Source organism: Kocuria sp. BT304, from assembly GCF_003290245.1.
In the GTDB taxonomy this organism is placed as follows: domain Bacteria; phylum Actinomycetota; class Actinomycetes; order Actinomycetales; family Micrococcaceae; genus Kocuria; species Kocuria rhizophila_A.
Genome location: NZ_CP030039.1, coordinates 1,356,298 through 1,381,992, shown reverse-complemented (window position 1 = coordinate 1,381,992; position 25,695 = coordinate 1,356,298). Strand labels below are relative to the sequence as shown.

16 protein-coding genes, 1 tRNA gene, 2 pseudogenes and 1 riboswitch are annotated in these 25,695 nt (G+C 67.9%); of the genes and pseudogenes, 2 read left to right on the top strand and 17 right to left on the bottom strand.

Annotation, left to right across the window (positions count from 1 at the left end; all coding sequences use genetic code 11):
• Positions 1–9: 9 nt before the first annotated feature.
• From DNL27_RS06215 to DNL27_RS06200, 4 genes are all read right to left on the bottom strand, one after another.
• Positions 10–1,128, bottom strand: coding sequence for a YhcG family protein (locus DNL27_RS06215; protein WP_112235017.1), 1,119 nt, complete (start codon positions 1,126–1,128; stop codon positions 10–12).
• A 3-nt stretch (positions 1,129–1,131) separates the two neighbouring features.
• The gene (locus DNL27_RS06210) at positions 1,132–3,984 is read right to left on the bottom strand and encodes a DUF1156 domain-containing protein (RefSeq protein WP_112235016.1); all 2,853 of its coding nucleotides are present in this window, start codon (positions 3,982–3,984) and stop codon (positions 1,132–1,134) included.
• Entirely contained in the window at positions 3,981–7,550 is a 3,570-nt protein-coding gene (locus tag DNL27_RS06205) for a helicase-related protein (RefSeq protein ID WP_112235015.1), read from the bottom strand. The genes DNL27_RS06210 and DNL27_RS06205 overlap by 4 nt, the downstream gene beginning before the upstream one ends.
• An 81-nt stretch (positions 7,551–7,631) precedes the next feature.
• The gene (locus DNL27_RS06200; protein WP_112235014.1) at positions 7,632–7,829 is read right to left on the bottom strand and encodes a helix-turn-helix domain-containing protein; all 198 of its coding nucleotides are present in this window, start codon (positions 7,827–7,829) and stop codon (positions 7,632–7,634) included.
• Between the two features lie 142 nt (positions 7,830–7,971).
• On the opposite strand from DNL27_RS06200, the gene DNL27_RS06195 reads away from it, so the two are divergent.
• The gene (locus DNL27_RS06195) at positions 7,972–9,942 is read left to right on the top strand and encodes an ATP-binding protein (RefSeq protein WP_112235013.1); all 1,971 of its coding nucleotides are present in this window, start codon (positions 7,972–7,974) and stop codon (positions 9,940–9,942) included.
• Between the two features lie 288 nt (positions 9,943–10,230).
• Here the strand turns inward: DNL27_RS06195 and DNL27_RS06190 are convergent.
• Positions 10,231–11,394, bottom strand: a pseudogene (locus tag DNL27_RS06190) (IS3 family transposase).
• 185 nt (positions 11,395–11,579) lie between these two features.
• Here DNL27_RS06190 and DNL27_RS12625 point away from each other — a divergent pair.
• Positions 11,580–11,723, top strand: a pseudogene (locus tag DNL27_RS12625) (recombinase zinc beta ribbon domain-containing protein); the annotation flags it as partial.
• Positions 11,724–12,327: 604 nt separating this feature from the next.
• On the opposite strand, the gene DNL27_RS06180 reads toward DNL27_RS12625, so the two are convergent.
• From DNL27_RS06180 to DNL27_RS06125, 12 genes are all read right to left on the bottom strand, one after another.
• Positions 12,328–12,400: transfer RNA gene (locus DNL27_RS06180), tRNA-Ala, on the bottom strand.
• Positions 12,401–12,562: 162 nt separating this feature from the next.
• On the bottom strand, positions 12,563–12,982 hold the full coding sequence (gene rsfS / locus DNL27_RS06175) for a ribosome silencing factor (protein ID WP_112235012.1): 420 nt from the start codon (positions 12,980–12,982) through the stop codon (positions 12,563–12,565).
• 28 nt (positions 12,983–13,010) lie between these two features.
• The gene (locus DNL27_RS06170) at positions 13,011–13,913 is read right to left on the bottom strand and encodes a hypothetical protein (RefSeq protein ID WP_112235011.1); all 903 of its coding nucleotides are present in this window, start codon (positions 13,911–13,913) and stop codon (positions 13,011–13,013) included.
• Positions 13,910–14,647: a nicotinate-nucleotide adenylyltransferase gene (gene nadD / locus DNL27_RS06165; protein WP_239494472.1), complete on the bottom strand. Its 738-nt coding sequence runs from the start codon at positions 14,645–14,647 to the stop codon at positions 13,910–13,912. The genes DNL27_RS06170 and nadD overlap by 4 nt, the downstream gene beginning before the upstream one ends.
• A 38-nt stretch (positions 14,648–14,685) precedes the next feature.
• Positions 14,686–14,943 (bottom strand): hypothetical protein, encoded by a 258-nt coding sequence (locus tag DNL27_RS06160; RefSeq protein ID WP_112235009.1) that lies wholly within the window; start codon positions 14,941–14,943, stop codon positions 14,686–14,688.
• Positions 14,944–15,024: 81 nt separating this feature from the next.
• Entirely contained in the window at positions 15,025–16,332 is a 1,308-nt protein-coding gene (locus tag DNL27_RS06155) for a glutamate-5-semialdehyde dehydrogenase (protein WP_058954816.1), read from the bottom strand.
• A 95-nt stretch (positions 16,333–16,427) separates the two neighbouring features.
• The gene (gene proB, locus DNL27_RS06150) at positions 16,428–17,690 is read right to left on the bottom strand and encodes a glutamate 5-kinase (RefSeq protein ID WP_197408461.1); all 1,263 of its coding nucleotides are present in this window, start codon (positions 17,688–17,690) and stop codon (positions 16,428–16,430) included.
• Positions 17,687–19,282 carry a GTPase ObgE gene (obgE, locus tag DNL27_RS06145; RefSeq protein WP_112235008.1) on the bottom strand — a complete coding sequence of 532 codons (1,596 nt, stop codon included), beginning with the start codon at positions 19,280–19,282 and terminating at the stop codon, positions 17,687–17,689. Before obgE ends, proB begins: the two co-directional genes overlap by 4 nt.
• Before the next feature lie 150 nt (positions 19,283–19,432).
• The gene (rpmA, locus tag DNL27_RS06140; RefSeq protein WP_012398199.1) at positions 19,433–19,687 is read right to left on the bottom strand and encodes a 50S ribosomal protein L27; all 255 of its coding nucleotides are present in this window, start codon (positions 19,685–19,687) and stop codon (positions 19,433–19,435) included.
• Between the two features lie 41 nt (positions 19,688–19,728).
• The gene (rplU, locus tag DNL27_RS06135; RefSeq protein ID WP_012398198.1) at positions 19,729–20,040 is read right to left on the bottom strand and encodes a 50S ribosomal protein L21; all 312 of its coding nucleotides are present in this window, start codon (positions 20,038–20,040) and stop codon (positions 19,729–19,731) included.
• 246 nt (positions 20,041–20,286) lie between these two features.
• Positions 20,287–21,837 (bottom strand): bifunctional hydroxymethylpyrimidine kinase/phosphomethylpyrimidine kinase, encoded by a 1,551-nt coding sequence (locus DNL27_RS06130; RefSeq protein WP_112235007.1) that lies wholly within the window; start codon positions 21,835–21,837, stop codon positions 20,287–20,289.
• Positions 21,825–21,918, bottom strand: a riboswitch (TPP riboswitch). (Overlaps the previous gene by 13 nt.)
• A 91-nt stretch (positions 21,919–22,009) precedes the next feature.
• Positions 22,010–25,396: an Rne/Rng family ribonuclease gene (locus DNL27_RS06125; RefSeq protein WP_112235006.1), complete on the bottom strand. Its 3,387-nt coding sequence runs from the start codon at positions 25,394–25,396 to the stop codon at positions 22,010–22,012.
• Between the last annotated feature and the right edge of the window lie 299 nt (positions 25,397–25,695).

Genomic DNA, 25,695 nt, shown 5'->3' with positions numbered 1-25,695 from the left:
CAATCCCTGCTACTCATCACTGTCGTCGTCTCCGCCTGCTGCGATCTGTCTACGAGCGAGCCGTTCCTGGGCCTCTCGGTAGATTTCCCTGATCTTGGCCTCAAGCTCGGCCTTTGGCGGCAGGGCCGTCCAGTACTCCGCCACGACAATCCCGTCCTTATGCATCTCCAGCAGCTCGATCTGGTCGCGGCTCGCCTCGGTACACAGGATCAGACCGATGGGTGGGTTTTCATCCGACTGGCGCTCGTGCCGATCCAGCCACTTGAGATAAAAGTTCATCTGCCCCTGGTAGCTCGGCTTGAACTTGCCAACCTTCAACTCCACCGCGATCAACCGGCGCAGCGGGCGCGAGTAGAACAGCAAATCGAGGTAGTAGTCGTCGCCGTCGAACGTCATACGCTTCTGGCGCTCAACGAACGCCCACCCCCGCCCCACCTCCAACAGGAAGGACTCCATGTCACGGCGGAGCGCGGCTTCGAGGTCCCGCTCCAAGAAGGTGTCGGCGAGCCCCAGCATGTCCAGCAGCATCGGATCACGGAAGGCATCGAGTGGCACCGCCGATCCCTCTGGAATCTGCGAGTCAGCGATCTCCCGACGCTCGAAGGCTTTGCGCTCGATGGCCCGGCGCAGATCACGAACGCCAAGTCGGCGCTCGATGGTCTCCTTCACATAGAACGCTCTCGCCTCGGGACTCGAAACCGGCAACAGTGTCTTGAAGTGGGTCCAACTCACTTGTCGCCCCAGTGAGGCGACAAGTTCGACGTCCGGGAAGGCCTGCGAGAACTGAACCATGCGGTAGAGGTTGGCCCGCTCGAAACCTCGACCGTACCGAGCGGTCAGTTGTCGCCCCAGTGAGGCGACAACTTCCTGGTCGTGCCCGGCACGGTCTTCGTGAAGCACGGCCACGTCGATCATCCGCCCGATGTACCAGTTCCGCAGCGTCAAGGTCGCGTTCACCTGCGCGGCCGCGAACGACTGCGCCTGATCGATCAACGCAGACACCCGCTCCACGAGATCGCCGCCTTCGGCGCTGACAGACTCCGCGATGGCACGGAACGGAGAAAGGCCATGGTCAGATTGGTGCCTCAGCGTGGCACCAATCTGGGCTCCGTCCGGGTTCCGAGCCATGACCTAATCCTCGTCCTCATCGAAGTCGAACTCCTCCTGCGACGAACGCGGCGTCGCGGCGAACTTGCGCGCCTGCTCGTTCACGTCGCCCCAGGCGCTCACCAGACCGTTGAACAGGATCGCGTCCTTCGTGTCCTTCTTCTTCTCCGCCTCGTGGAACAGCAGGAACCCCAGCTCCTTCACCGCATCCAGGTTCACGCGCGTCTGCACCGACGGCAGCAGCTCCGCCACCTTGTCGGCACCATCCTTCGCCATCACCGCAGCGAGACGGACGGTCGCTTCCCACACGCTGACACGATCGTCGGAGGTCGCATCCCAGTGTCCATCGAGCTGCGCTGGCGGGAGGAGCCGAGCCTTGCCGCCCTTCGCCTCGAAAATGCCGCCGCGCTCCAGAGCACCGATCGATGTGTCAGAGGAACGCGCCAGCTGGTCGGCGATACCGGAGCTCTCTTGCGTCCAGCCGTACTGCCGGTACCACTTGACCGCGAATCGCGTATCTGGATCGAAGTCAGACTCTTGCTCGCCGAGCACTTCATCCAAAGTGGAATTGATCAGCAGCAGCGCGTCTTTCACGCTCATATCAGAGCCGTCTGCTTCGCGAACCCGTGAGAATCGCGAGAAGACTGCGATGCCGGGACCGATGGCCGCCTGTGCCAGATCGACCGGCGCAATTGAGCCCTGAATAAGCGTGCGGAGCGCCTCCGGTAACTCCGACTTCAGTGTGGCCACGAACGCGCGTCGAGTCGTCGCGCTCGCAGTGGCAGCACGCGGTCGGCAGGCCAAGAGAATCGAGGATGCAAGCGCATTCGTCCCGACACTCACCATACGGCCAGCGCGCTCGCTTCGCATCGGCCACGTTGCGTTGACCTCCCACCCCGACTCGATGAGCCCACTGAGGAGCGTGTGCCAGCCTGTCGAAGATGTTCCCGTGTCTCTGGTGTCCTGCTGCTTATACGCGTAGTAGACAGTCATCGGAATGCCCGGCTCCGCACCTTCTCGGATGCGTCGGAAGACCTGATTGAAGCCCTCGACGAAGAACCTCTCAGCACCGTCACGGCCACCGTGTCTATTGGGGTTCGCGACGAGCTCTCCCTCCTTCGGGGTGAGGAGAGTTCCAAGAACATCCGGGTGAATGTCACCAAGCGACCGACGTAGCCAAACGTAGAAGAAATCCGAAAGGTCGGAGTACCCAATGTTGTCGTAGTAGGGCGGGTCTGTGCTCACAACATAGTTGGCGTAGTCGCGGGTTGCCGCGTTGGCTTGCTGGACGCGCCCCGGTTCGGAACTAGTTCCGATTGGCATGGCTGCCACGCCCGCCGCAACCCAATCGACGTGAGTATAGAAGTGGCCAACAGAGTTCGAGAAGGGATTGATCTCGACATAGTCCCAGACCATAGGGAGGGCTTGTCGAGCGAAGGTGTCTCGAACGCCTTCGATCCCTGAAATCCAACTACAGATCGAAGACGACCAGTCGGATAGCTTGCTAAGAGCAAAGGCTAGGTAGGTCGCAACCGCATCCCCGTAGGCCACGGCCCCGGCCCCGGCCCCGGCCCCGGCGGAGGCAAAGCTCTTGCCCTCCGGCATGCCTTGCGCGAGTGCATCATCGATCGCCTTCTCGCGGGCCTTCGCGATGAGGTCGCTGATGGTGGTGAGAGCAAGCAACTGTCGGTTCGTGAACGCATCCGCCCAGGTGGGCATGCCGTACATCGGCAGCCGATCCACATCGTGGTTCCGAGTTGGAATCAGTTGATCAGGCACGTTATCTGGGCGCCCAACGAGAGCGGCATTGACGTGCTCTTGGCTTGGTTCTATGTAGAGTCGGCGGCGCTCACCCTCTGCGACCACCGCGATCAGGTGCACGCCGAGACGTCCAGCCTTTGCCTCAGCTCGGATGTAGTCGTTGTCAATTACGGTGCCATCACCGAGTGCAACGGCGTTCCCACGCCTCATCGTGCCGTCGTCTTCTTTGGTGGGCCCGTGCTTGTCGTTGCGGATCGTGTACTTTACGACTCCGTCTACGACCTTCGCTTCGATCCAAGCCTCCTTGCCCTTCTTCTTGCTTAGCCACCAAGATCGAACCAAGGGCGTCTCGATTGGATTGAACGGATTCGGGCTCCGTACGGTGCGCGCCCAGAGCCACGCGATGACAGTATGTTCGGTCCCTCCTGGGGCTGTCACCTTCGGATACCTGTCACCGATCTGCGCGAATGCCTCGTCCCTGAGCCAAGCGCCATACTTGCGAACGTCCTCCGCCAACCCCTGCGCGCCGACCCAGTCAACGGAAAGGGCCTCTGCATCGGGATGAACTGGCGGTTGATTGGCGAACCGCGTAGGAATCTCCAGCAGGCCGCGCGTCTTGAGTACCGCGACTGGGTTTAAGTCCGACGCGAACGTGTCTAGCCCGAGTCGCTGGGCCTCTAGCGGGATCGCACCCCCACCCGCGAATGGGTCGAGAAAACGCAGTTGACGATCTGAGGTGGATCGGCGAATCTCACGTCTCGCCTGATCCAGCACGGCCTCGTTGTTCGAGTTCTCCCACTTTGAAAGCTCAGATACCAGAGCGTGGAGTCGAGCTCGCTCAGCGTCCTGCTCCTCGGAGCTCGGAAACTCCTCGGGCCGCGAAGAGGGATCATCCACCAGTTGTGCAAACAGCACGGCGCGCGCAGCCGCAAGCGGCCTTGGTGCCCAATACAGGTGCATAGTCGATGGGTGCCCCTTGCGGGGAACAGACTTCTCATGCTGTGCAGCATCATTGATGGCCTGGAGCGGCAGCGAGACTTCGATGAGCTTCTTCTTCGGTGCGGTCACGGTACTTCTCTCGCTGGCGTTGGTCTGGTTGTCGGTGGTGTGGGTCATCGCGGTGGTCCTCCGCGTTCCCAGTAGTCGCGCCAGACCTCGTTGTAGGAGCGGGTGGTCGCGGATGGTTCGAGGTGCGCAAATGCGTCGGAGACGTAGCGCAGTTGATCCTGCTCCTGGCCGCTGGTCGATACTTCGACCAGCGCGAGTCGGTGCCGGTTTCCCTGGGTCTGGGCGAAGGTGATCTCGTTGGTGGTGATCGTGAAGGTGTCGGAGCCCTCGATCCGTCCCTTGACCTCGATGTAGTGGACGAAGCCCTGGTCGTCGGAGGACTGGATGTCGTAGCCGGGATTGTTGCGCGGCATCTCGACCGGCTCACGTCCGAGCGCACGCTCAGCGGCGAGCACAGCGTCAACGGCTCGGCGTTCGACTTCCTCGGTCTGTCGAGCGAAGGTCTGCGGCACGGGGGCATCGTCGGTGCTAAGGAGGTCGCTGGGGATGACGAGCGCGGCACCACGGATCACGGCGGGCACAGCAACGAGGTTGGTGGCCTCGTCGAGCTGTTCGAGCCGGTGGTTGAGGCGTTCGTCGAGTTGGCGTGCGCGGACGAGTGCGGTCTCTGCGCGGAGTCTGCCGGCGGTTCCTGCGCGTTCGAGTGCTTCGAGTCGGTTGTGTTCGCGGTCCCAGTGGTTGATTTCGGCCAGCAGCCGATCTTTCACCTGTGCTCGGGTTCGCGCGGTTTCGATGTCGAGTCGGGTCTTGATCTCGTCCATGCGGGGCTGGAGGCCTTCACGGTAGGCCCAGGCGCGCACGATCTTCTCGTGGTTCTGCCGCGCCCAGTCACTGCCGACGATCTCGGTGATGGCTTCGGCTTCGCTCGGTTCGGGCCGGTCGTAGTCGAGGTAGGGCGGTGCCGCGGAGACGGTGACGGTGCCATCTTGTTCGAGGAGGGGGTAGTCGAAGTGGTGGGAGACGGTGTCGGCGTCAGCCGCAGTGTTCTCGATGCGCTGCTCGACGCTGAACATCAGCATTGGGGCGTCGGTCTGCTTGGTGCGGCGGTCGACGAGGACGGTGCCTCGCTTGAGGGTGGGGCCGAGGTCGTCGATGGTGGCTTCGATCACGGCGTGCAGCAGTGGGTGTCCGGGGGCGATGAGGGAGGCGTCGGAGAGTCCGTCGGGGTGCATGCGTGCGAGTTCGAAGGTGATGCGCTCGTACTGTTCAGCAACGGGTGCCCACCGATTGAGGCGGCGCGCGGTATCGATCACTCGGGCGGGGACGCGGGTGATCTCGTAGCGGCCTTTCTCGCGCTTGCGGATGCGCCCGCCGAGGCGTGTGAGCGCGGGGATGAAGAATGCGGCGATGTAGCCGGGCTGGAGTCGGCGTTCGCGGGCCTTCTCCATCCGTGCCCGGACTTCGTCGAGGTTGAGCGCGGAGAACATCTCGGGGTGGAGCGCTCGTTCGGCGAGCATCTCATCGAGTCCGTGTGAGACTCCGGCGTCGATGATTCGGTCGAGCTTGGTCTTGACCTGGGGCTGGTCGCCGTAGCGGATCGCTTCGATCAGCAGGTCACGCAGTGAGCGTTCCTGGAAGGCGTCGGTGTCGCCGAGCACGTTGAACAGGTTGCCGTTGTAGGCGATCGACATCTGGTCGATCTTCGCCAGCAGCCGGGTGAACACGTTGCCCTCGCGGGTGTCTCTCGCGACCATGTTCCACAGGTGGCAGACCTCGCGCTGGCCGATGCGGTGGATGCGGCCGAAGCGCTGCTCGATGCGGTTCGGGTTCCATGGCAGGTCGTAGTTGACCATCAGGTGTGCGCGTTGAAGGTTCAATCCTTCACCGGCGGCGTCGGTGGCGAGCAGGACCACGGTGTCGGGGTTGTGGGTGAAACGTTCACGGGCGAGCTTGCGATCCTCTCGGCGGGTGCCGCCGTGAATCGTGATGACCGAGTCCGCGCGCCCGAACTGCGCGGTGATCTTGGCTTGCAGGTAGTCGAGCGTGTCGCGGTGCTCGGTGAAGATGATGATCTTGCGCGCGTCGCCGGAACCGTCGCGGGTCAGGAGCTGCTCGTCGAGGATGGTGCGCAGTTGCACCCACTTCTTGTCATCGTCTTGCAGCCTGACCCGGCGGGCGACCGTGATGAGGTCTTCGAGGATCGCGATCTCAGCCCGCAACTCGGGGATCGTCTGCGCAGCCGTGGCCAGATCGACAACCTGGTCGGCTTGCGCCTCGAACCGGGCACGTTCGTCGTCGGTGGTTTCCTCGTCGAAGTCCTCGAAGTCTTCAATCGAGAACGCCGGGAGAGCAGCATCGTCGATCGGTAGCTGGGCGACAGTGCCGGTCAAGCGGGCCGTTTCGGTGACACGCTGCATCTCGCGCAGCTTCGTGTCGAGGCGCTGTTGGCGTCGTTCCAGAGATCGCAGGATTGCTTCCGGGCTGGAGGCCAGGCGTCGCTGGAGCACGGTGAGCGCGAAGCCGACGTTGTTGCCGCGCTTCTTGTCGCCAGCCTGAGCGATCCGTTCGGCGCGTCCCATCTCGGTGCGGACGTAGTCGGTGACCAGCTCGTAGAGTTCCCGCTCGGCGGGGCTGAGCTCGTACTCGACGGTGTAGGCCTTGCGTTCGGGGAACAGTGGCTTGCCCTCGAACGTGAGCAGGTCTTCCTTCACCATGCGGCGCATCAGTCCGTGGGTGTCGGTGCGGTGCACGCCTTGGCGGTACTGGCCCTCGAAGCGGTCGCGGTCCAGCAGCGACATGAACAGCTGGAAGTCTTCTTCCTTGCCCGCGTGCGGGGTCGCTGTCATCAACAGGAAGTTGTGCGCGGTCTCGGCCAGCAGGCGTCCGAGCTTGAACCGCTTGGTCTCATCGACCTCGCCCGCCCACGACGAGTAGTGCGCCGACATGCGATGGGCCTCGTCCACGATGGCGACGTCCCAGGTGACCTCGCCGAGCTGCTCGATCAGGTCTTCGTTGCGCGATAGCTGGTCCATGCGGGCGATCAGGAACGGGTGCTCGGCGAAGACGTTGCGGCCCTGGGCGTCATCGACCATCTGGCGGCTGAACACCTCGAAGCGCAGGTCGAACTTCTGCGACAGTTCTTCACGCCACTGTTCGACCAGACCACCGGGAGCGACGATGATCGCGCGCTCGCAGTCCGAGCGCAGGATCAGCTCCTTCAGGTACAGGCCGGCCATGATCGTCTTGCCTGCGCCGGGGTCGTCCGCGAGCAGGAACCGCAGCGGGATGCGCGGCAGCAGCTCCTCGTAGACCGCGCGAATCTGGTGTGGCAGCGGGTCAACGTCGGAGCTGTTGACCGCGACCATCGGGTCGTACAGTGCGGCGTACTTGATGCGCAGGGCTTCGGCAGCGAGCCGGAACTCGTCCGGGTCTGCGTCGTAGGCCGGAGCAGAGTCGAAGTCGCCTGCGATCTCGAAGCGCGCCGCGTCGGCATCGGTGATTGCGCGGGCTCCACTGCGGCCGGAATCGTCGCGGTAGAAGACCTCGAACAGTCCGGCGTCGATGGGGTCGATGGCGATCAGCGTGACGGTCTGGCCCGGCACCAGGCCTCGGAGGCGCTGGCCCGCGCGCAGGGTTGCGAGCGTCAACGTCTCATCGGTTGTTGCTTCTGTCACGGGATGCCTCCTTCCGGTTTTGGGCAGTGGATCAGGATATACCCGGCCTCCGACATTCCTGCCGGTCCGGGGCCGTGCCGCTCAGTCAGGCTCCGCATCATCGCGTGCCGCAGCACCACCTCGCCTCACCCAGTCGTCGATCTCGCTGGCTTGGAACTTCCAGAGGCGCCCGATCTTGTGCGCGGGCATGGCTTTCTCGGCGATCCAGGTGTAGACGGTGTCTTTGGTGACCCCGACGTGGGCGGCGATGTCGTCAGCAGACAGCCAAGGCTCAGGCACTCAAGTCCTCCAGAGTGGGATCGACCGGATATGAACGGTTTGATCCGATCCTACTCGGGGAAACCCCGGTCTACATGGAAGAACTCGGCTGAGTGTGGCGTGGAGACGGGTGGCTGTCGGTGTTCTTCCGTAACCTTGTCTCATGGAAGACCTCGTGCTCACCGCAAGCGACGATCACGTCGCACGCCTCGCTCACGAGGGTGACCCTGTACGCGCGATCATCGAGCTGATCTGGAACGCCGTCGACGCTGAGGCGACGAACGTCGTCGTCACGATGGAACGCAGTTCGATGGATGCCATCGATCGGGTGCGCGTCGAGGACGATGGCCACGGCATTACCTCCGACGAGGTGGCCTCGACGTTCGGTCGCATCGGGGGCTCCTGGAAGTCGTTGAGTGAGAAGTCCAAGAACGGAAAGAGGTATCTTCATGGCCAGCTGGGCGAGGGACGATTGCGCGCCTTCGCACTAGGCTCTCGCGTGAGCTGGGTCAGCATTAGCGACAACGCGATCGGACAGCGCGAACAGATCACGATCACCGGCAGCCGGAGCAACCGCGACCGGTTTCGCTGGGAAGCCACACCTTCAATCGCAGCCTCAACCGGCACAGTCGTCACAGCGCACAACGACGAACAGCGGACGCTGAGCGCGCTCGAAGCAGACGACGTGCTCCCGACCCTGCGATCACACTTCGCGCCGCTCCTCCTCAACGACCAGTCGCTGGCGATCACTTACGACGGTTCTGCGCTCGACCCATCGCAAGAAGTGGTCAATGACACGGCATCACCGCTTCCATTCGGAGAGAACGGAGAGAACGAAGCCTTCCTGCGGATCATCGAGTGGCGCTCGGGTAAGCATCGAGCCGTCTCCTTCGGTCCTGATGCAGACCACTTCCCGTTCGAGACCTCCGGCACTGCCTTCGAGAACCAGTTCACCTACTCCGCTTACGTGACATGGGACAAGCTCGGCATCGATGAACTCGCTGCACTCGGGCTCGGCGATATGGCCCCCGACGCCGTTGGGGAACTGTGGACGGCTGCAAGGGAGGCGATCCGCGATCACTTCAACGCGCGCCGTCGCGAACGGCGTCGCGAACAGGTGGAGCACTGGAAGGAAACGGGGGTGTACCCGTACAAGAGTGAGCCAGCGAACGAGACTGAGCGCGCGGAGCGTGCCGTGTTCGATGTCGTTTCCGGCACACTCGTTCCCCACATCTCCAAGACCAAGAAGCAAGCGCAGTTGACGCTCGAACTCCTTCGCGACGCGATTCGTCACGACCCGGGGAAGCTGACAACGATCCTGCATGAGGTCGTCGCCCTCAACGACGCTGACCGTGACACCCTCACAAAGCTGCTCAGCGAGACCACGCTGTCCGCGATCATCCGTTCTGCCAACGTCGTCGCGAGCCGACACAAGTTCCTGGTCGCACTGGAGCATCTACTCTTCGATCCAGACGACTCCGGGAAAGTTGGGGAGCGCGACCACCTCCACAAGGTGCTCGAACACGAATTATGGGTCTTCGGCGAGTCCTACCACCTCATGAGCACCGAGCGAAGCCTGACAGAACTCCTGCGCAACCACCTCAAGCTCGACGGGCTGCCCACGAAGGACATCGAGACGGTTCGTCGCTGGGACGGAAAGACAGGCCGGACCGACCTCCATCTTGCCGCCAAGAACAAGGAGCATGACCGGATCAGGCACCTCGTGGTGGAACTGAAAGCACCTGGCATCACAGCCTCACGCAAGGAACTCGATCAGGTCGAGGACTACGCGAATGCGATCCTGTCCACCGCGGCCTTCACCGGCGACCGGACGAGTTGGGACCTCATTCTGGTCGTCACCGACTACGACGACCTCGTACGGCGACGCATCAAGGGCGATGACTTCGAGATCGGCCTGTTCTTCGACCCCCAGAAGGAACAAGGACGCCCTCTCGTACGTGCCCATGTCCGTCGGTGGCGCGACGTGATCGACGAGAACAAGCGTCGGCTGGAGTTCATGACCAATGCTCTCGAACACGACCCTTCGATCACCGAGGGCCTCCAGTACGTGCGGACGGAGTATGAGGATCTTCTACCCGAAGAACTTCGCGCAACTACGGAAACTGCGAACTGATCCCACCCACGAGGAACTATCAAGAGCCCCATTTCATCCTCTGGCACGCTGATCCCCAACTTGTGGCGGTGCGCTCACCGACCCAAGGATGGCCCCTCGCGGCTCGGACCTCTGTCGTGTGTATGCGATCGAGAATCGAGCTGTCGTTGGCGCTCGTTCAGGGCACGATCTGCTGCTTAGTGCTGTGCCTGCTCGGCAGCACGGGTCTGCACGATGCGGCGAACTGCTTCATCTGGAGTGAGCGCTCGTAGGGTCTGGGACTGCTGCACGGAGAGGTGTCAGTTGCGGTTAGGCCGCCAGGGTGACGGTCGGGTTCATGATGGTCTCGTATTCGATGGGGGTCAACCGGCCCAGGCGGGCCTGCCGCCGGCGCCGGTGGTAGGTCCGTTCGATCCAGGTGGTGATCGCGATGCGCAGCTCATCGCGGGTTCGCCAGCGGCGGCGGTCCAGGACGTTCTTCTGCAGCAGCGCGAAGAAGGACTCCATCGCTGCGTTATCACCCGCGGCCCCGACCTGGCCCATCGATCCGAGCAGGTGGTGCTCGTTCAGGGCGTGCACGAATGACCTGGCGCGGAACTGCGATCCCCGGTCCGAGTGGACGATGCAACCGGCCACTTCACCCCGACGCGTGACCGCGCTGACCAGCGCGTTCACCGCGAGACGAGCCTTCATTCGGGAGTCCATCGAGTAGCCCACGATCCGCCCGGAGAAGACATCCTTGATCGCACAGAGATAGAGCTTTCCCTCCTCCGGAGTGCTCCGTAATGTCGGTGAGCCAGAGCTCGTTGACGTCATCTGCGGCGAAATCGCGTTTCACGAGGTCCTCGTGGACCGGGGGACCGGGGCGCTTCCCGTTCTTCCCACGCTTCTTGCCGAAGACCGACCACCACTGGTTGTCGCGGCAGATCCGCCACGCCGTCCGCTCGCACATCACCTCGCCGGCCGCGTGGGCCTCGACGGTCAGGAACCGCGATCCGAACTCCGGGTCATCCCGGTGGGCGTCGAACAGGGCGTTCGCCCGATACGCCGCCCGGAGTTCCGAGGCTGTGACCCGGTGTTTCCGCCACCGGTAGTACGGCTGACGGGAGAGCTTCAAGACCCGCAAGGACACCGCGACGGGGATCCCGTCACCGGCGAGCTCGCTCACGAGCGGGTAGAACCTTTTCCCGGCAGATTCGCCTGTGAGAGGTAGGCGGCCGCGCGCCGCAGGACCTCGTTCTCCTGCTCCAGCAACCGGATCCTCTTGCGAGCATCACGCAGCTCGGAGGATTCGTCACGGGTCTTGCCGGGACGGGCACCGTCCTCGACATCTGCTTGGCGCATCCAGTTCGTCAGGCACGACTCGGAGATCCCGAAGTCCTTCGCGATCGCCGAGAGCCTCTGGCCAGGTTCACGGTTCCTCGCGACTCGCACGACGTCATCACGGAACTCTTGGGGGTAGGGAGCGGGCATGGTCCACATCCTTCCCTGCAGCGCTCTGAGGCACCACAGATGATGTGACACCTCCCCGTGCAGCAGTCCCCTACGCGGGCGTGATCCGTTACAAGGGTGCGTTGCATCCTGGCGCGCACGAACCGCTCATCGACCCGGCGTTATTCGATCAGGTGCAATCGCTCCTGCACGCACGCCGCGCGAAGATGACCCGCCACGTCCAGCACGCCCACCACTTGAAAGGTCTGCTCTACTGCGGCACTTGCGGGTCGCGGATGCTGCTGGACTTCGCCACCAACCCACGCGGCACAACCTTCGCCTACTTCATCTGCTCCGGCCGCGCCGCGAAGAAAACGAACTGCACCCGTAGGGCAGTTCCCGTCGCGGTCGCGGAACGCCTGGTCGCAGACTCCTACGCCCGAATCACGATCAGCGACGCCACCTATCAACGCCTCACCGCCGACGTAGACGCGGCGTTCGATAAGCGCAACGCTGGCCAGGATCAGGAACTGGCGGACCTGACCGCGAACAGGGCCCGGCTGGAAGCGGAATCCGACAAGCTGTTGGCGGCGCACTTCGCCGACGCCATCGACCTCACAACGTTGAAGCGCCACCAAGACCGCATACGCACCGGCCTTGCCGACGTGAACCGTCGCCTCGCCGAACACAGCGAGCACCACACCGGAGGCCGCGCATTCCTCCACGACTCGCTCCGACTACTCACTGATGCGCACCACGCCTACGCGTACTCCGGTGACGCCGACAGGCGGCTCGCGAATCAGGCGTTCTACACGCGGCTCGACATCACCGACGACGAACAGTTGCGACCACGCCTCGCGGAACCGTTCGCGACGATCTTCCGCGAAGCACACGAGAGCGGCGATGAAGGCAAGGAAGCGAAACGGGAACGCACCACATCTTTCGATGTCGCGTGTTCCCGTAAGACACTTTGGGTGGAGCTAAGGGGACTCGAACCCCTGACCCCCTGCATGCCATGCAGGTGCGCTACCAGCTGCGCCATAGCCCCGTGCGTCCCGCGAAACTCTACCACGCTTCCGTCACTGCCCATTCACCCGGATTCTACGTCCGGGCTGCCGTGCAACGGCGTCTGCGTTTCCGGTTTCCCGTCAACGACTCGATCATCCTAGACAGGATGCTCCGGCGCGTGCAAATCGCCGGAGGCGGCCTCTCAGACCGCGCGCGCGGCGTCGTCGTCGGCCGACCCCGCGGCGTCCGGGCGGCCCGGCGCGGGCAGCTGGACGTCGATGGCCGGGCAGTCGCCCCACAGCCGTTCGAGGGCGTAGAACTCGCGGTCCTCGTCGTGCAGCACGTGGATCACGGCGTCCCCGAAGTCGAGCAGCACCCATCGGCCCTCGCCCTTGCCCTCGCGGCGCAGGGGGCGGCGGTCGAAGCGCTCGATCAGCGCCTCCTCCACAGCGTCCACCACGGCGGAGACCTGGCGCTCGTTGGGTGCGGAGGCGACCATGAACACGTCCGTGATGGCCAGGCTCTCGGAGACGTCGAACGCGACGACGTTCTCCGCCTTCTTCTGGTCCGCCGCCAGGGCTGCGGCGCGGACGAGGTCGATGGATTCGGTGGTGGCAGTCACGGAGGTGCGCTGTCCTTTCGGGGTGGGGCTAGAGAATGAACATGATCAGGACGACCGCCAGGGCGGCGATCACCACGAGCAGCAGGGCCAGCAGCACGCGCGTGCCGGAGGCCACGCGGGTGTAGGCACGGGGCTCGAGCAGGTCGAGGCCCTCGGCGTCCACGGCACGCACCGGGGACGCCGGTGCCGGGTCCGAGGTGGTCCCGCGGGACTCCGTGACGGGGTGGGAGGTCTCAGGCGCTGCAGCGGACCGGGGTTGCCCACCGGTGCCGTGCGCCGGGGCGTCCTCGGCGGGCGCGGACGTCCCGGTCGACGACGCCACCCGTGCGGGGTGCGGGGCGAGGACCGGGATCGAGGTGGTCTCGGTGACGGGTCCGTAGTGCACGGCCGAGGCGGGCAGGGAGGCGGGGTCCGCCAGGCGAGCGCCGAGCTCCACTCCCCCGCCGGCTCCCGCGGCCGCACCCGGGAAGGTGATGGTCACGTACTCGCTCTGTGCGGGCGGCGGGGTGGGCCGGTCGTCGCCCGCGGCACCGTCACCCGGGGCACCCGGGCCCTCCGACTGGGCACCCGGGCCGTCCGGCTGGGCGGCCACGGCACGGTCGGCGTCCCTGCGGTCCTGCTCGTTCGCGGCCGCCGCGCGCACCGCGAGCTCGGCGAGCCGACGCTGCGTGGCGAGCAGGGCGTCGTCGACCTCCGCGCCGCCGGTTCGGCGTTCCGCCTCCTGGACCTGCTGGGCGTGCTCGGCCATCTCCCGCTGCAGGCGCGCGAGCCGACGCGGTCCCAGCGGCTTGACCGGCTGCTCCTGGTGCGGGGTGTCCAGCTCGATCATGGGGGCCGGGGGCGAGATCCGCTCGTGCTCGCCCGTGGCGGGGTGCGTGGTCCAGGGGCAGTCCGGGGTGGTCCCGTCGCCGTTCTCGGGGGGTGTGCTCACGAGGTGCTCCTCTGGTCCGGGCGGGGGTGCCCGGACGGATCCGTGGGGGCGGAAGGGCGCGGCGCGGTGGCGTCCGCAGGGGTGTGGCCGCCCGCGGAGGGCTGCTCCGCGTCGCGGTACAGGCCGTACTTGTTGATGTACTGCACCACGCCGTCCGGCACCAGGTACCAGACCGGTTTGCCCTCGGCCACCCGGGCCCGGCAGTCCGTGGACGAGATGGCCATGGCGGGCACGTTGAGCAGGGACACGCTCTCGGAGCCCACGGGTGCGGAGAGCACGTGGCCGGGGCGGGTGACGCCCACGAAGCAGGCCAGCCGCCACAGCTCCTCGGCACCCTTCCACGTGAGGATCTCCGCCATGGCGTCCGCGCCGGTGATGAAGAACAGCTCGGCCTCGGGGCGCTGGCGGTGCAGGTCGCGCAGGGTGTCGATCGTGTAGGTGGGGCCGTGGCGGTCCACGTCCACCCGTGACACCGTGAATCGCGGGTTGGACGCGGTGGCCACCACGGTCATCAGGTAGCGGTGCTCCGCGTCCGTGACCTGCTGGCCGGCCTTCTGCCACGGCTCACCCGTGGGCACGAAGACCACCTCGTCCAGGTCGAAGACCGCCGCGACCTCCGAGGCCGCCACGAGGTGCCCGTGGTGGATGGGGTCGAACGTACCGCCCATCACCCCCAGCCGGGTCCTGCCCGGGGTGCGCGGGGGGATGTTCAGCTCCGTCTCGGCCGCGACCATCGAGGCATTCGTGGGGTTCACTCCAGCGGGGCCCGGGGTCAGTGGCGGGGCGCGGCGTGCACGCTGTCGAGCATGGCCTGCTCGTCCGCGGGCAGCGCGGCGGGATCGTGGTACTCGCCGACCGCCGGGGCCTTGCCGCGGGACGAGAAGGACATGGCGGCCACGAGTCCCAGCACGAACAGCGCGAACGCCACGGCGCCGAACACCGGGGCCATGGCATGCAGCTGCTCGTTGATGCTGTGGGACTCCTCGGCGGCCACGAGGGTGGCGTTGGACAACAGGGGCAGCGAGCTCATGTGGTTCCCTTCTCGGTCCGGCGGGGCCGGTGTGGTGGTGCGGAGGACGTCTGTGCGGTCACGTCCGTTCCATGGTACGTCTCAGGGGCGCACGTGCCCGTCACCCTGGACCAGCCACTTGGTGGTGGTCAGCTCCTCCAGGCCCATGGGTCCGCGCGCGTGCATCTTCTGGGTGGAGATCCCGATCTCCGCACCGAGGCCCAGCTGGCCGCCGTCCGTGAAGCGCGTGGACGCGTTGACCATCACGGCCGCGGCGTCCACCTCGGCGGAGAAGCGCTCGGCATTCGCGAGGTCGTTGGTGATGATGGCCTCCGTGTGCCCGGTGGAGTGGCGGCGGATGTGCTCCATGGCCTCGTCCAGCCCGTCCACGACCTTCACGGCCATGTCCATGTCGAGGTACTCGGTGTCCCAGTCCTCGTCCGTGGCCTTGAGGTGGTCGGATCCCGGGGGCAGCAGGGCCGCGGCGCGGTCGTCCACGTGCAGGGTCACCCCGGCCTTGTCGAGGGCCGCGAGCACCTCGCGGGAGGCCTCCTCGGCCGCGCCGTGCAGCAGCAGTGTCTCCGCGGAGTTGCACGTGGAGGTGCGGTGGGTCTTGGAGTTCACCACCAGCCGAGTGGCCATCTCCACGGGGGCGGAGGCGTCCACGAACACGTGCACGTTGCCCTCGCCCGTCTCAATCACCGGCACCGTGGCGTTGGTGACCACGGACTGGATGAGACCGTGGCCGCCGCGCGGGATGAGCACGTCCACCTTGCCGCGGGCACCCATCAGGGCGTTCGCGCCCTCCCGGCCGTAGTCGTCCACGGTCTGCACGCAGTCCACGGGCAGCTTGGCGTCCGCGAGGGCGTCCCGCAGGACGCCCACCAGCGCGCGGTTGGAGTCGAACGCGGCCGATCCGCCGCGCAGCAGCACGGCGTTGCCGGACTTCACGGCGATCCCGGCGATGTCCACGGTCACGTTGGGCCGCGCCTCGTAGATCACGCCCACCACGCCCATGGGCACGCGCACCTGGCGCATCCGCAGGCCGTTCGCCAGGGTCTGGCCCCGCACCACGGAGCCCACGGGATCGGGCAGGGTCGCCAGCTCGCGCAGGGCGTCGGCCAGGCCGGTGATGCGCGCGGCGTCGAGCTTGAGCCGGTCCAGCAGCGCGGCGGACGTCCCCGCCTCGCGGCCACGCTCGAGGTCCCGGGCGTTCGCCTCGAGGATGGTCTCGCGACGGGCCTCGATGCGATCCGCCATGAGGTTCAGGGCGCGGTCCTTCCAGGCGCGCGGGGCCTTGGCGAGCGTGCGCGCGGCAACCCGGGCGTCGTCGGCCATGAGACCGACGCCGGTCACGGGGTCGTCGCCAAAGGTCTCCTGCGCGGTCAGTACGGACGTGTTCTCTGCCATGGTTCCTCCTGCGGGTCGGTCGTGGGTGGTCTGCGGCGGTCCCGACGGCGCACCGCGCCGTGGCTGCCGAGCGCTGCGGCCTCAGCCGCAGCGGGTCACTTCAGGGTGGTGCGGGCCGAGCGCGGGCGCAGGTTCACGAGGTTGTCCACGTGCACGAGCTCGCGGGCGTAGTCCTCCCCGAACTCCTCCCCGAGCTCGTACGTGCGCTTGCCGAGCATCCCCGGGATCTCGTCCGAGCCGTAGTTCACGAGCCCGTGGCCCACCTCGGTGCCGGCGGCGTCCACCATGGACACGGGGTCCCCGGCGCTGAACGTCCCGTCCACCGCGGTCACACCCGCCGCGAGCAGCGAGCGCCGCCCCCGGATGGCCTCCACGGCGCCGTCGTCCAGGGTCAGGGTGCCCTTGATGTCCGCGAGGTGCGCGAGCCACAGCAGGCGCACGTTGCGCCGCCCGCCGGTCGTGGCGAACCACGTGCCCACGTCGTCGCCAGCCAGGGCGCTCTCGATGTTCGCCGCGGAGGTCACGAGCGCCGGGATGCCTGACGCCGCCGCGATGCGCGCCGCCTGCACCTTGGTCACCATGCCACCGGAGCCCACGCCGGCGCGGCCCACGGTGCCGATCTCGACGCCCTCGAGGTCCGCGATGGGGTCCGTGACGGTGGCGATCCGCTCCCCGCCGTCCTTGGGCGGGCGGGTGTAGAGCGCGTCCACGTCCGAGAGCAGCAGCAGCGCGTCCGCCTTGATCAGGTGGGCCACCAGAGCCGCGATCCGGTCGTTGTCGCCGAACTTGATCTCGTGGGTAGCCACGGCGTCGTTCTCGTTGACGATCGGCAGGATCCCCAGGTCCAGCAGCCGTTCGATCTGGCGGTGCGCGTTCTTGTACTGCGAGTGGCGCATGAGGTCCTCGGCGGTCACGAGCACCTGCCCCACCGTGACGTCGTAGCGCGCGAAGTGCTCGGTGTAGCGGGAGATCAGCAGACCCTGGCCCACCGACGCCGCGGCCTGCTTGGTCGCGAGGTCCTTGGGGCGCTTGGACAGCCCCAGCGGCTGCAGCCCCGCGGTGATCGCACCCGAGGACACGAACACCACCTCCACACCCTGGGCCTTGATGCGTCCGAGGGCGTCCACGATCGAGCGCAGGGCGTTCTCGTCGATGGAGTTCTCGATGGAGGTCAGGGACGAGGAGCCCACCTTCACGACCACGCGGCGGGCCTTGGGCAGCTCCTCCCGGCTCTCGACGGCCGAGCGCCGGTTCTTGCCGCGGCTCTCGGTGCTGAGCTGGATCGCGGACTTCGAGGCCTGCTGCTCCACGGCGGAGACGTCGATGGTCTCGGTGGGGGTCTTCTCGTGGTGGGTCACTTCTCGTTCGTCTCCTTCGTCTCGGACGTGCGGCGGCGATCTCGTGCGTCCACGGACTCGGTCCAGATCCCGGCGCGGCGCTCCTGCTCGAGCTCCGCGCGGGCCTCGGACTTCGCGTCCATGCGGTCGTAGAACTGTTCCCGCTTCTCGCGGCGGGTGGGGCGGGAGGTCTCCTCGAGGCGCAGGTCCGAGCCGCGGGGCCCGCCCAGCAGCTCGGCGCCGCCCACCATCGTGGGCTCCCAGTCGAAGACCACGCCGTTCTCCTCGGGCCCGATCAGCACGGCGTTGCCCGGCTTGGCCCCGATCCGGAACAGCTCGTCCTCGATGCCGAGCTTGGCGAAGCGGTCCGCGAGGTAGCCCACGGCCTCGTCGTTGTTGAAGTCCGTCTGCAGCACCCAGCGCTCGGGCTTCTCCCCGCGCACGTGGTACAGCGGCTCCTCGGCGCGGTCCTCGCGCGTGATCACGAACTCCCTGCGGTCCCGGCCACGACGACGCCGCACGGGCTCGGGCTGCAGCACGGGCACCGTCTGCCGTTGCTGCTCCCGCTGCTCCTCCTGGGCCCTGGCCTCGGAGACCAGTGCCGCCATCGCGAAGCTCAGCTCCCGCAGCCCCTCGTGGGAGGCCGTGGAGATCTCGAAGACCGGGTAGCCGCGCTGCTCCAGCTCGGCCCGCACGAAGTCCGCGAGCTCCCGGGCCTCGGGGACGTCCACCTTGTTGAGGACCACCAGGCGGGGCCGCTGCGTGAGCGGGATCGAGGAGGGGTCCTCGTCCGCGATGTCCTGAGCGTAGTGGGCCAGCTCCTCCTCCAGTGCGTCGAGGTCCGTGAGGGGGTCCCGGCCGGGCTCCAGGGTGGCGCAGTCGATCACGTGCACCAGGGCGGCGCAGCGCTCCACGTGGCGCAGGAACTCGAGGCCCAGCCCCTTGCCCTCGGAGGCTCCCGGGATCAGCCCGGGCACGTCCGCCACGGTGAAGCGGGTGTCCCCGGCCTGGACCACGCCCAGGTTGGGGACGAGCGTGGTGAAGGGGTAGTCGGCGATCTTGGGCCGGGCCGCGCTCATGGCGGCGATCAGGCTGGACTTGCCGGCGGAGGGGAAGCCCACGAGCGCGATGTCCGCGATGGACTTCAGCTCGAGCTCCACCTCCTGCTCCTCGCCCGGGGTGCCGAGCAGCGCGAAGCCGGGGGCCTTGCGCTTGGGGGACGCGAGAGCCGCGTTGCCGCGCCCGCCCTGACCGCCCGCGGCCAGCACGTACTCGCTGCCCTCGCCGAGCAGGTCCGCGAGCACGTTGCCCTCGCGGTCCTTGACCACGGTGCCGTCCGGCACGGACAGCACGAGGTCCTGACCCTTGAAGCCGTGGCGCATGTCCCCCTTGCCGGGCTCCCCGTTGGGGGCCTTCTGGTGGGGCGCGTGGTGGAAGCCGAGCAGCGTGGTGGACTGCCCGTCCACGCGCAGGATCACGGAACCGCCGTCCCCGCCGTTGCCGCCGTCCGGCCCGCCCAGGGGCTTGAACTTCTCACGTTTGACGGACACGCAGCCGTGGCCGCCGTTGCCGCCCGTGGCGTGGACGATGACGCGATCAATAAAACTGGCCACGTGGCTCCTCGAGGTCGTGGTCGTCCGCGGCGCGGGCGGACCGGTGCTGTGCTCAAAAGACTAGAGGGTGAGCGCGTGACGCGCCCACCCTCCAGTGGTCGTCGCCACGTGGACGTGGCGGCGGGTGGACCCAGGGGTCCGAAGAATCTACTACTCGGCGGTCTGGATGTTGACCACGCGGCGGCCACGACGGGTGCCGAACTCGACGACACCGGCGGCCAGGGCGAACAGGGTGTCGTCCTTGCCGCGGCCCATGTTCAGGCCCGGGTGGAAGTGGGTCCCGCGCTGGCGGACGATGATCTCGCCGGCGTTGACGGACTGGCCGCCGAAGCGCTTGACACCCAGGTACTGGGCGTTGGAGTCACGGCCGTTGCGAGTGGAGCTCGCACCCTTCTTGTGTGCCATGGTGTGTGCCTACCTTCGTTGGAAATGTACGGGGGACCGGATCAGGCGTCGATGCCGGTGATCTTGACCGTGGTCAGCTCGGCGCGGAAACCCTGACGCTTCTTGTAGCCGGTCTTGTTCTTGTACTTCATGATCGAGATCTTGGGACCGCGCAGGTCCTCGATGATCTCGGCCGTGACCTTGACGTCGGCCAGGGTCTTGGAGTCGGAGGTGACCTTGTCCCCATCGACCAGCAGCAGCGCAGGAAGCTCTACGGTGCTGCCTGCCTCGCCGGCGACGCGGTCAAGGGTCACGAGGTCTCCTACGGAAACCTTCTCCTGGCGGCCGCCTGCGCGGACAATCGCGTACACCACTTGGGAACTCACTTCTCTCGACATCTATGGACTGCGTGTATTGGTCGGGTGCACTCCTGGAGGACTGCGAATGTCGAGACATCACGCCGCAGTGGTTCATGACCGACCGCATTCCGCGTGGCTATCGCATCAAAACAGGATGTTCACCCGAGTGTGCCGCTTTCCGTGCGCGTGGGAATGACTACGACGCACTCCGGTGTCCGGCACCGACAGCCCAGAGTACCTGATCCCCGGAAGTCACGCCACTCACGCGCCCTGCCCGCCGCGCTGCGCGGACTGGTCGAAGAACGCGAGTTCGAGCCGGCAGGCCCGCAGGTAGGCGCGTCGCATGGCCTCGCGGGTGGCGGGGTCCGCGCTCGACGCCGCCCGGTCCACGATCTCGCGCACGGCCTCCGTGGCGGCCTGGAAGGCGGGGTCCGCGTAGGTCTGCAGCCAGTCCGCGTACGGGTGCCCGTCCAGCCCCGCGGCCCGGGCCCGCGCCGAGAGCTCCGAGCCCACGTGGGCGTAGAGCCAGTAGCACGGCAGCACCGCAGCGGCCCCCACCGCGAAGCCGTCCTGTCCCGTGCGCGCGAGCAGGAAGTCCGCGTACGCGCTCGTGGTCTCCGAGGGCGGCAGCGGCTTCCGGTCCCCGAGCCGCGCGCGGTGCAGGGCGGACTCCCCCGTGACCACGGCGGCGGACGCGCTCGCGAACAGCTCACGGGAGTCCTCGTCCGGTGCGGAGGCGGCCAGCAGCGCCAGGGCCCGGGAGTAGAACTCGAGGTACTGCATGTCCTGGTCCAGGTAGAACTCGAACGCCTCCCGGTCCAGGGTGCCGTCCCCCAGGGCCACCACGAAGGGCAGCGCCGCGATCCGTTCCCGGACCGGAGCGCTCTCGTCCCACAGCTCGTCCGTGAACGGCCGCCCCTGCCCGGAGCCCAGCCCGGCGGCGTCCTCCGCGCACGCCCCGGCTAAGAAGGTGGGGTCCGTGACGAGGTCCTGGACGTGGTGGAAGTGGTGGACCGGGCCGTTGCCGTGGCCCACGTGCAGGGTGTCCGCCGCGCGCAGCGCCCCGCGCAGCCACTGGCGGGCGGTGTCGATGCCCTGCGCCCAGTCCCCCGTGCGGGCCACCACCGTGGCCACCGCGGAGGACAGCGAGCAGCCCGTGCCGTGCGTGTTGCGGGTGACCACGCGCGCTCCCGCGTACTGCGCGGCGGGTTCGGCCCGGCCGGGAACCACGAGGGCGTCCGGCGTGGTGTCCCCCGCGAGGTGCCCGCCCTTGACGAGCACGCGCGTGCCGAAGGTCTCCGCCACGGCACGGCCCTGCGCGAGGGCCTCGTCCCACGTGGTGGCCACGGGCCGTTCCGCGAGCACGGCCAGCTCGGGAAGGTTGGGGGTGATGAGGTCCGCGTGGTGCAGGATCCCGCGCAGGGCGTCCTCGGCGTCGGGCTCCAGCAGCCGGCCCCCGGCGGTGGCCACCATCACCGGGTCGATCACAACCACCGGGGCACGTCCGGCCGCCAGCCAGCGGCCCACGGTCTCGATGGTCTCCACCGAGCCGAGCATGCCCACCTTCACGGCGTCCAGCTCCACGTCCTGCGCCACGGCGTCCAGCTGCGCCTGGAGCACGGACACGGGCGGGGTGTGCACGTCCACCACGCCCCGGGTGTTCTGCGCGACCACCGCCGTGATCACGCTCAGCCCGTAGCCGCCCATCGCGGCGATCGACTTCAGGTCCGCGGCGTGGCCCGCGCCGCCGGTGGGATCCGTTCCGGCGATCGACAGGACGCGCGGGGCGGGGGCAGGAGACGTGGCGATCACGACATTCCCTTCGCTAGTTCGAGCTAGATCAGGTTCGACGGGTGTGTTCTCAGCCGCTGGGCGGCACCCCGTGTCCGTGCCCGATCATGCCACAGGAGCGCCCGGATTCCTCCGAGCGCTCCTGTGGCCGGGCCGTGCACGACGCCACACGGTGGCGGTCGTCGCGCGGGTCTCAGTCCGCCTTGGGGGTCATGGTGATGTCCTGGGCCTTCACGCCCACCCCCACGATGGTCGGCTGCCCGTCCGAGGGCGCCGTGCGCACCGCGGTGGCCTCGGCGGTGAAACGGCTCGCGGCCCCCGCCGACGCCTCGTACTCGCGCGTCTCCACGCTCGCGGTGCCCGGTGCGGCGGCGGGTGCCACCGCACGGCGTGAACCACGACGCCGCCTGGCCGGGGTGCTCGGGGCGGCCTGCCCCGCGGCACCCGGTGCGTTCTGACCGGCCGCGCTGGGCGCGGTCCCGGCACCACCGGAGCGGCTGCTGCCGGACTGGTCGCGCCCGGACTGGTCTCGTCCGGTCTTGTCGTCCTCGGACCGACCGCTCCCGGACTGGCGGTTGCCCGCCCCGCCGTTCCTGGACCGGCCGCCTCCGGACTGGTCCCGCTGGGTGTCGCTGTCCTGCCCCGCCCCTGACTTTCCGCCCTGGGAGTCCGAGGAGCGGTCGGCGTCCTCGGCGGAGCCGCGCGCGCCCGTGGCGGCGCCGGGGGCCGTGGCCACCCGGCGGCCGCGGCGCTGACGGCCCGCACCACCCGAACGGGACCCGGATCCGGAACGGTCGCCGCCGGAGGTCTCCTCGCCCGAAGTGTCCTCACCGGAGAACGCCGCGGAGAGCGAGTCAAGGGTTAGGGACTCCTGTGCCGTGCCACGGTCCTGGTGGCCCTGCGGGAGCTCGACGACCTCGCCGCCGATGGTCAGCTGCGAGGCGGCGCCGCCGTCCTGGCCCTGGGTGTGGTCCTCGCGGGAGGTCTCCTGCGACGAACCGCCATCCTCACCCTGCTGGGTGCGGCCACGGCTGCGCTTGCCCCGGCGCTTCTTGCGACGGCGTCCGCCCTCGGACTCGCCGTGGCTCTCGTCCCCGGGGCCTCCCGCCGCCTGGTGGTCTCGCGCGGAGTCCGCGGCACCGGACGCGCTGCCCGAGGACGCGGCCGCGTCCCGGGAACCGTGCTGGGCGGCGTCGTCCTCGTGCGAGGAGGCCGCGGCGATGGTGGCGAACGCGGTGCGCGCGGCCTCGTCCCGGGCCTGCTGCTCGTCCGGGCTCTTGGAGCGCGCGGGCGAGGGCTGCTTTTCCTGCGGCTGGTGCTGCTGCTTCTGGCGCGAGCGCTTGCGGTCGTTGCGGTTGCCGCGGTGGTCCGGGGCGGACGCGGTGGAGCGGCCCTTGAGCGGGTGGTCGTGGACCAGCACGCCGCGCCCGGCGCACTCCTCGCACGGCTCGGAGAACACCTCCAGCAGCCCCGTGCCCATGCGCTTGCGCGTCATCTGCACGAGACCCAGGGAGGTCACCTCCGCCACCTGGTGCTTGGTGCGGTCGCGGCCCAGGCACTCCACGAGCCGGCGCAGCACGAGGTCCCGGTTGGACTCCAGGACCATGTCGATGAAGTCCACCACGATGATCCCGCCGATGTCCCGCAGCCGCAGCTGGCGCACGATCTCCTCGGCGGCCTCGAGGTTGTTCTTGGTGACGGTCTCCTCGAGGTTGCCGCCGGAACCGGTGAACTTGCCCGTGTTGACGTCCACCACGGTCATGGCCTCGGTGCGGTCGATCACGAGCGAGCCGCCGGAGGGCAGGAACACCTTGCGCTCCAGCGCCTTCTGGATCTGCTCCTCCACGCGCATGTGCTCGAAGAGGTCCTCGTCCTCGGTCCAGCGCTGCAGCCGGTCCAGCAGGTCCGGGGCCACGTAGGTCACGTAGGCCTCGATGTTGTCCCACGCCTGCTCGCCCTGGACCACCATGGCGGTGAAGTCCTCGTTGAACACGTCCCGGACGGTCTTGATGGTGAGGTCCGGCTCGGCGTAGAGCAGCTCCGGGGCGAGGGTCTTGGTGGAGCCGGCCTTCTCCTGGATCTGCTCCCACTGCGAGCGCAGCCGGTTGATGTCGTTGGTCAGCTCGGTCTCGGACGCCCCCTCGGCGGCGGTGCGCACGATCACGCCCGCGCCCTCGGGCAGCCGGTCCTTGAGGATCTTCTTGAGCCGCTGGCGCTCGACGTCCGGGAGCTTGCGGGAGATCCCGGTCATGGAGCCGCCGGGCACGTACACGAGGTAGCGCCCGGGCAGGGAGACCTGGCTGGTGAGCCGGGCGCCCTTGTGGCCCACGGGGTCCTTGGTGACCTGCACGAGCACGGTGTCCCCGGACTTCAGGGCGTTCTCGATCTTGCGGGGCTTGTGCCCCATCTCGGCGGCGTCCCAGTCCACCTCGCCGGCGTAGAGCACGGCGTTGCGCCCGCGGCCGATGTCCACGAACGCGGCCTCCATGGACGGCAGCACGTTCTGCACCTTGCCCACGTACACGTTGCCGATCAGTGAGTCCTGCGTGGTGTGGGAGACGAAGTGCTCCGCGAGGATGCCGTCCTCGAGCACGCCGATCTGGATCCGGTCCTCTTTCTGGCGGACCAGCATGGTGCGCTCCACGGACTCGCGGCGCGCCAGGAACTCGGCCTCGGTGATCACGTGGCGGCGGCGGCCGAACTGGCGGGACTCGCGGCGGCGCTGGCGCTTGGCCTCGAGGCGCGTGGAGCCCTTGACCCCGGTGACCTCGTCGCTGCTGGTGCCCTCGGACGCACCGCGCGGGGCGCGCACCCGGGTCACGGAGCCGTCGGAGTCGTCCACGAGCTCCATGTCCTCGTCACCACGACGACGCCGTCGGCGCCGCTTGCTCGACACGCTCGCGTCGTCGTCCTCGTCGCGGTCCCCGCGGGCGGCCTCCCGCTCCTGGGCGGCCACGCGCAGCCGGGCCTTCTGGGCCTCGGCGGCACGGCGGATCTCGTCCGGGTCCGGCGCCCGGAACAGCAGGGACGCGCCCGGGCCGAAGGCCCCGAAGTCCTGCTGCGTGGGGGGCTCGGTGCCCTCCGCCGCCGGGGCGTCCTCGGCGGCGGGTGAGTCGGTGCTGTCGGCGGCGGCGCCGTCCTCGGACGCGGCGTTCTGCGGCTCGGGGGCCGACGAGGCGGCGGCCTCGTCCGAGCTGCTGCCCGCTGACTGCGCGGCGGCCGCGGCCGCGGTGTCCGGTGCCGTGGTGGACTCCTCCGGCGGCGTGACGGGCGCCGTGGGGAGCTCTCCGGCGTCGATGGCGGCCGCGATGGCGATGGCGTCGCTCGTGCCGTCGACCGGGGCCGCGGTGGCCTCCTCCTCGGAGGTGGCGTGCGGTGTCTCGGCGTCCGGGGCCGGTGCGTCCCCGTCCGTGGTCGGCGAGGTGCGGGTGCCCTGCGGGTCCTGCACGTCCTGGGCGGCGGGCTCGGTGCCCTGTGCGGCGGCGGGCTGCGCGGCGGCGTCGTCCTGCGGCGACGCGGTGGGGGTCTCACCCGTGGCGGACCCGGGGGTCAGTGCGGAGGTGTCCTGTTCAGGTTCCATGTGAAGTTGTGCTCCTGCTCGGGGCACCGTCCGCACCCGGGCCCGAGGTGTGCTCGGTCGGTCGAGCCGGTGTTCTCCACACGGCCGCCGGAAGTCGGTGTCGTACCCACGGGCGCGGCATGTGTCACGCGCGCCGTCCGCGGGCCGGCGGATGCCCGAGTCGCTGGGTCCGTGGGACCGCGAACTTGAACCGGTGCGGACGCGCTCGATCCTGTGAGAGCCGCGGGTCCGCTCCGATGGTGGTCGGTGCTCCTGCCGGGCCGGTGTCCTCGCGTGCGGGCGAGGGCCGACCACTGGCA